This is a genomic window from Stenotrophomonas sp. GD03777 (assembly GCF_029842485.1).
GTDB lineage: Bacteria > Pseudomonadota > Gammaproteobacteria > Xanthomonadales > Xanthomonadaceae > Stenotrophomonas > Stenotrophomonas sepilia.
Map to the genome: position 1 here is coordinate 58,119 of NZ_JAOCGL010000010.1, position 6,824 is coordinate 64,942.

Annotated in this window: 5 protein-coding genes; 2 read left to right on the top strand and 3 right to left on the bottom strand. The window is 66.2% G+C overall.

The window, feature by feature from the left end; all coding sequences use genetic code 11:
- The first annotated feature begins 87 nt into the window (after positions 1-87).
- Positions 88-837 carry a 2,3-diphosphoglycerate-dependent phosphoglycerate mutase gene (gpmA, locus tag N5E02_RS04485; RefSeq protein WP_005415787.1) on the top strand — a complete coding sequence of 250 codons (750 nt, stop codon included), beginning with the start codon at positions 88-90 and terminating at the stop codon, positions 835-837.
- Between the two features lie 110 nt (positions 838-947).
- On the opposite strand, the gene N5E02_RS04490 is transcribed toward gpmA, so the two are convergent.
- A complete protein-coding gene (locus N5E02_RS04490; RefSeq protein ID WP_229766039.1) occupies positions 948-1,409 on the bottom strand; it encodes a hypothetical protein in 462 nt (153 codons plus the stop codon).
- 138 nt (positions 1,410-1,547) lie between these two features.
- Here N5E02_RS04490 and N5E02_RS04495 point away from each other — a divergent pair, with 138 nt between their 5' ends.
- Positions 1,548-3,641, top strand: coding sequence for a M13 family metallopeptidase (locus N5E02_RS04495; protein ID WP_053499310.1), 2,094 nt, complete (start codon positions 1,548-1,550; stop codon positions 3,639-3,641).
- 199 nt (positions 3,642-3,840) lie between these two features.
- Here the strand turns inward: N5E02_RS04495 and N5E02_RS04500 are convergent, their stop codons facing one another.
- A complete protein-coding gene (locus tag N5E02_RS04500) occupies positions 3,841-4,458 on the bottom strand; it encodes an HD domain-containing phosphohydrolase (protein WP_005415790.1) in 618 nt (205 codons plus the stop codon).
- 45 nt (positions 4,459-4,503) lie between these two features.
- A partial coding sequence (gene mfd / locus N5E02_RS04505; protein ID WP_279945908.1) for a transcription-repair coupling factor occupies positions 4,504-6,824 on the bottom strand: 2,321 nt, incomplete at its 5' end.

Genomic DNA, 6,824 nt, shown 5'->3' on the forward strand with positions numbered 1-6,824 from the left:
CAGCATCGCACGGGCGGCGCCACGGCCCGGTGAGCGGCGGCCGGGCTACAATGGCGGCCTGCCTTTCCTCGCGTTGGAGACCCTGCAGTGACCCGTAGACTCGTACTGTTGCGCCATGGCCAGAGCCAGTGGAACCTGGACAACCGCTTCACCGGCTGGGTCGATGTCGACCTGACCGAGCAGGGGCGCCGGGAAGCGGCGGCCGCCGGCCGCCTGATGCGCGAGGAAGGCCTGCAGTTCGACGTTGCGCACACCTCCGTGCTCAAGCGCGCCATCCACACCCTGCAGGGTGCGCTGGCCGAGCTGGAGCAGGACTGGCTGCCGGTGAACAAGTCCTGGCGCCTCAACGAGCGGCACTACGGCGGCCTGCAGGGGCTGGACAAGGCCGAGACCGCGGCCAAGCACGGCGAAGAGCAGGTCAAGGTGTGGCGTCGTTCGTACGACATCCCGCCGCCGCCGATGGACCTGGAAGATCCGGGCCACCCGATCCATGACCGCCGCTACGCCGGCCTGGACCGCAACGCGCTGCCGGGCACCGAGTCGCTGGCCACCACCCTGGATCGCGTGCTGCCGTACTGGCACGACGCCATCGCACCGCAGCTGAAGGACGGCAAGACCGTACTGGTCACCGCCCACGGCAACTCGCTGCGTGCGTTGTACAAGTACCTCAACAACGTCTCGCGCGAGGAAATCCTCGAGCTGAACATCCCGACCGGCATCCCGCTGCTGTTCGAACTGAACGATGACCTGACCGTGCAGTCGTTCCGCTACCTGGGCGACCCGGAAGCGGCGCGCAAGGCCGCCGAAGCCGTAGCCAACCAGGGCAAGGCGAAGTAAGAAGCAGAAGGCCGGCGCAAGCCGGCCTTTCTTTTTGTAGAGCCGAGCCCACGCTCGGCTGACGCTGTCGCAACCCGGTAGAGCCACTTCATTGGGGCTGCATGTGCCAGCTACGAAGGACCCGGCAGGCGCACCTTCGGCGACTGCAACGCAGCAATGTCGATGACGTGGTCCTGGCATATCACCTGGTAATGCGTGAATGGGCCCGGGTAACGGGTATCAGCGAAGGTGGCACGGCCCAGATATTCAAGGAATTTCGAACGGCTGTAGCGGCGGAACAGGTTGCCGCTCCAGGCTTCGGCGTCGTCCCAGCTCTGGTAGGACTCGTTGTGCACGGCGTAGCTGATGTAGTGGTCCCAGATCAGTTCAAACCGCTGCGAGTGGGGCACCACCTCTATCGCACGCACATCATCGATTGAACGTCCATGACCGAGCTCCACGCGGGAGGGCTTTCCGACCACCCGGCCCTCCTCGACGACCAGGCGCAGACGATTCGCTTCCGGCTCGCCAATCTCAGTAAGAAACAGAAACTCACAGGTGTCGAGGGCCAGCAGCAGCGCAGTTTCGTCCATGGTCATGAGGTCCAGTGATCGCAGACGCCAGAGCATACCGGCGCGCGGCGGGAGCTGCGCCGTGGACTCTGTGACCTTTGGCCGGTCCCCAACCTCGCGCCCCCGGCTACCCTGTGAAATTACCCGCAGGAGAGCCTCATGAACGTCCGCAACCTGGTCCCGCTGGGCCTGACCATCGCCATCGCTGCCTCGCTGGCCGCCTGTGGCAAGAACGAAACCGCGCCGGCGGCCAGTGCCGACGCCAAGCCGGCCTTCGACCTGTCGCAGATCAAGACGCCGCTGATCTCGCTCAACAGCGCCGACCTCGATCCGGCCATTTCGGCCTGTACCGACCTCAATGGCTTCGTCAACAGCAAGTGGCTGAAGGCCAACCCGGTGCCGGGAGACCAGACCACCTGGGGCAGCTTCGAGATCCTGCGCGAGCGCTCGCTGGAAGTGCAGCACGCGCTGGTGCAGCAGGCCGCCGCCAGCCAGGCCAAGGCCGGTTCGGTGGAAGCCAAGATCGGTGACATCTGGAAGACCGGCAACGACGAGGCCAAGATCGAAGCCGCCGGCCTGGCGCCGCTGCAGCCACAGCTGGACAAGATCACCGCGCTGAACGACACCGCCGCCATCACCCAGTACCTGCGCGACAGCCAGGCCGAAGGCAAGGGCGTGCTGTTCTCGCTGTTCGCCAATGCCGACTACAAGGATTCGGCCAACGTCATCGCCTATGTCGGCCAGGGCGGCCTCGGCCTGCCGGAGAAGGGCTATTACTTCGACGATGCGCAGGCCAAGATCCGCGACGCCTACGTGGCCTACATCGCACAGGTGCTGACCCTGTCCGGCGTGGACGCGGCGCAGGCCGCCGAGCAGGCCAAGGCCGTGATGGCCTTCGAAACCCGCCTGGCCAAGGCCTCGATGTCACGCATCGAAATGCGTGACCCGGCCAAGCGCTACAACCCGCTCAGTGCCGCCGACGCGGACAAACTGACCCCGAACTTCAGCTGGACCGCGCTGTTCGACACCCTGAAGGTACCGGCCGCGCAGAAGTTCTCGCTGGCGCAGCCGGGCTTCTTCGGTGAAATGGACAAGATGCTGGCCGATGTGCCCGCCAGCACCTGGCAGGCCTACCTGCGCTTCCACACCATCGACGATGCCGCGCCATACCTGAGCAGCCAGTTCGAGAAGGCCAACTTCGATTTCTACGGCACGACCCTGCGTGGCCAGAAGGAAATGCAGCCGCGCTGGAAGCGCGTGCTGGAGTCGGTCAACGGCGGTATGGGTGAAGCCCTGGGCCAGCTGTACGTCGACGCCGTGTTCCCGGCCGAGTCGAAGGTCGCCATGCAGCACCTGGTGGAGAACCTGTCGCAGGCGCTGAAGGCGCGCCTGGAGCAGCTGCCGTGGATGGGCGAGGAAACCAGGAAGAAGGCGCTGGAAAAGTGGGCCAGCTTCACCCCGAAGATCGGTTACCCGGACAAGTGGCGTGACTGGGCGGGCCTGCAGACCAACGGCGACAGCTACCTGGGCAACATGCAGGCGGCGCGCGCGTTCAACTACCGCTACATGCTGGACAAGATCGGCAAGCCGGTGGACAAGACCGAGTGGGGCATGACGCCGCAGACCGTCAATGCGTACTACAACGCCACCAAGAACGAGATCGTATTCCCGGCGGCGATCCTGCAGGCGCCGTTCTTCGACGCCAAGGCCGATCCGGCGTTGAACTACGGCGGCATCGGTGCAGTCATCGGCCATGAGATGATGCACGGCTACGACGACTCGGGCAGCCAGTTCGCCGCCAACGGCAACTTCGACAACTGGTGGACGGACGCCGACCGCAAGGCCTTCACCGAGCGTACCGACCAGCTGGTCGCGCAGTTCGACGGCTACGAGTCGGTGCCGGGCGTGTTCGTGAAGGGCAAGCTGACCCTGGGCGAGAACATCGGCGACCTGGGCGGCCTGACCGTGGCCTATGACGCGCTGCAGATGGCGCTGAAGGAAGACCCGAAGGCGAACGTCGAGGTGGACGGCCACAGCCAGGACCAGCGCTTCTTCATGAACTGGGCCACCGTGTGGCGCCGCAACTTCACCGATGGCGAGCTGCGCGTGCGCCTGAACACCGATCCGCACGCGCCGGCCAATTTCCGTGCCAACGGTGCGCCGTCGAACATGCCCTCGTTCGCTGCTGCATTCCAGTGCAAAGCGGGTGATGCGATGGTGCGCGCCGACGACAAGCGCGTGGTGATCTGGTAATCGATCACCCGTGATGCGTGGAGCGAAAGGCCCGGCGAACGCCGGGCCTTTTGTCTTCCAGGCCGGCAGCGCGGCGCCGACTGGTAGAGTCGACTGTTAGTCGACTATCGCGCGCAGCGCGGGATTTTCGCGATCTGGACGAAGAGCAGTCGACTAACAGTCGACTCTACCGGCGGGTCGTTTCACCGTCGGGAAGATCTCAGGCCAGCGCCGGTTCCCGCTCCAGCATGCGATGGAAGCGTTGCAGCACGTACGGATCCACCAGCCCGCCGGCCTGCTCGTCGATGATCCGCAATGCGGCCTCATGCTCCATCGCATTGCGATACGGGCGCACGCTGGTCATCGCATCGTAGGCATCGGCGATGGTGACGATGCGCGCACCCAGCGGGATGGATTCGCCGCGCAGCCCATCGGGGTAGCCGCTGCCATCGAAGGCCTCGTGATGGGCGCGGATCAGCCGCGCCACCGGCAAGGCGTCGCTGCGGCCGGTGGCCAGGAAGATGTGTTCGCCGCGTACCGGATGCTCGCGCATGATCGCGCGCTCCTCATCGGTATGCCGGCGGGGTGCCAGCAGCACATCATCGGGTATGCCGATCTTGCCGATGTCATGGAAGCGCGCGGCCAGGCCGATCTGCGCACGGGCCTCGTCATCAAGATCGCAGTGCGTGGCCAGACACTGCGCGAGCAGGCCAACGCGGTCGCAGTGGTGGCGGGTGTAGGCGTCGCGCATCTGCAGCGACATCGCGAGGGCATCGATCAGGCAGGCCTGCGCGTGCAGCAGGTCGGGGGCGGGTACGGCGTCAGGGAACATGGTCATCCGCCCGCACCGGGTGGGGGCCGGTGCGGGGTGTTCGGGGGGTGATCAACCCGGGGCGAGGGTGGTCAGAAGGGCGCGGGCCGCATTGAAGCGGTCTTCCGGCAACGGCAGCGGGTGCTTGATGCGCAGCTTGTCGGGCCCTTCCATGGCATAGAGGTTCGGTTGTTTCTGGATCAGCTGGATCACCGCCATCGGATCGATGTTCGGCTTGGACTCGAACACGATGCGGCCGCCGTTCTCGCCCAGGTCGAGCTTGCGGATGCCCAGCGTATTGGCTTTCAGCTTCAGCTCGGCGATGGCGAACAGGTGCTTGGCTGCATCCGGCAGCAGGCCGAAGCGGTCGATCATCTCCACCTGCAGTTCGCGGAGTGCATCGCTGTCGCGCGCGCTTGAAATGCGCTTGTACAGGGTCAGGCGGGTGTGCACGTCCGGCAGATAGTCTTCCGGGATCAGTGCCGGCACATGCAGCTCGACCTCGGCGCCGCGCACTTCTTCACCGGCATCCAGGTCGGGCAGCTTGCCCTGCTTGATGCTGCGTACCGCGCGTTCCAGCAGCTCGGTATACAGGCTGAAGCCGACCTCGGCCATCTGCCCGCTCTGGTCCTCGCCCAGCAGTTCACCGGCGCCGCGGATTTCCAGATCGTGGGTGGCCAGGGTGAAGCCGGCGCCCAGCTCGTCCATCGAGGCGATCGCTTCCAGGCGCTTCTCGGCGTCGGGGGTGATCGCGCGACGGTCGGGGGTGATCAGGTAGGCGTAGGCACGGTGGTGCGAACGGCCCACGCGGCCACGCAGCTGGTGCAGCTGGGCCAGGCCGAAACGGTCGGCACGGTTGATGATGATGGTGTTGGCGTTGGGGATGTCGATGCCCGATTCGATGATCGTGGTCGACAGCAGCACGTTGAAACGCTGCTTCTGGAAATCCAGCATCACCTTTTCCAGTTCGCGCTCGGGCATCTGCCCGTGGGCGATGCCGATGCGTGCCTCCGGCACCAGCTCGGACAGCTCGCGCTGCATGCGGCCGATGCTCTCCACATCGTTGTGCAGGAAGTACAGCTGGCCACCGCGCGCGAGCTCGCGCTGGAAGGCTTCGCGCAGCAGCGCGTTGTCCCACTGGGTGATGAAGGTCTGCACCGCCAGCCGGTTCGGCGGCGGCGTGGCGATGATCGACAGATCGCGCAGGCCGGCCATGGCCATGTTGAGCGTGCGCGGGATCGGCGTGGCGGTCAGCGTCAGCAGGTGTACGTTGGCGCGCAGCGCCTTCAGCGCCTCCTTCTGGCGCACGCCGAATCGCTGCTCCTCGTCGACGATGACCATGCCCAGGTCCTTGAACTTCACGTCAGGCTGCAGCAGGCGATGGGTGCCGACGATGACGTCGATGGTGCCAGCGGCCACCTTCTCCAGTTCGGCCTTGATTTCCTTGCTGGTCTTGAAGCGCGACAGCACTTCGACCTTCAGCGGGTAATCGGCGAAACGGTCGCGGAAGTTGCGGTAATGCTGCTCGGCCAGCAGCGTGGTCGGCACCAGCACCGCCACCTGCTTGCCGGCACTGGCCGCAGCAAATGCAGCGCGCACCGCCACCTCGGTCTTGCCGAAGCCGACGTCGCCGCAGACCACGCGGTCCATCGGCTGGCTGCTGGCCAGGTCGCGCAGGGTGGCATCGATCGCAGCCAGCTGGTCGGGGGTTTCCTCGAACGGGAAACCGGCGGCGAACGGCTCGTACATCGCGCGGTCGACCTGCAGTGCCAGGCCGGCACGCGCCTGGCGGCGGGCCTGGATTTCCAGCAGTTCGGCGGCGACATCGCGCACCTTCTCGGCGGCCTTGCGCTTGGCCTTGCTCCACTGCTCGCCACCGAGCGAATGCAGCGGTGCGGTTTCCGCCGAAGCGCCGGAGTAGCGGCTGATCAGGTGCAGCTGGGCGACCGGTACATACAGGCGGTCGCCCTTGGCATATTCGATGTCGAGGAACTCGCCGGGCATGCCGCCGACGTCCATCGCGATCAGGCCACGGTAGCGGCCGACGCCATGGTCCTCGTGCACGATCGGCGCACCCTCGGTCAGCTCGCCGAGGTCGCGGATGATCGCCTCCGGCTCGCGGCCGGCACGGCGCGTGCGGCGGGTGCTGCCGGCGCGCTCGGGGAACAGCTGGCGCTCGGTCAGCACCGCGATGCGCGGGTCGTCCAGCGCGAAGCCATCTTCCAGCGGCGCCACCGCGATCGCGAAGCGCGCATCGCTAGCGAGGAAGCTGGGCAGGTCGGCCACCACCGGCGGCTTCAGCTCGGCGGCCTGCAGCACTTCCAGCAGTGCCTCGCGGCGGCCGGGCGAATCGGCGGCGATCAGTACCCGGCCCGGATAATGGCCGAGGAAGG

Bases quoted from the DNA above. Each gene is read 5' to 3' on its own strand.
- N5E02_RS04490 (WP_229766039.1), bottom strand. From the start codon at position 1,409: ATGGACGAAACTGCGCTGCTGCTGGCCCTCGACACCTGTGAGTTTCTG.
- N5E02_RS04495 (WP_053499310.1), top strand. From the start codon at position 1,548: ATGAACGTCCGCAACCTGGTCCCGCTGGGCCTGACCATCGCCATCGCT.
- N5E02_RS04500 (WP_005415790.1), bottom strand. From the start codon at position 4,458: ATGACCATGTTCCCTGACGCCGTACCCGCCCCCGACCTGCTGCACGCG.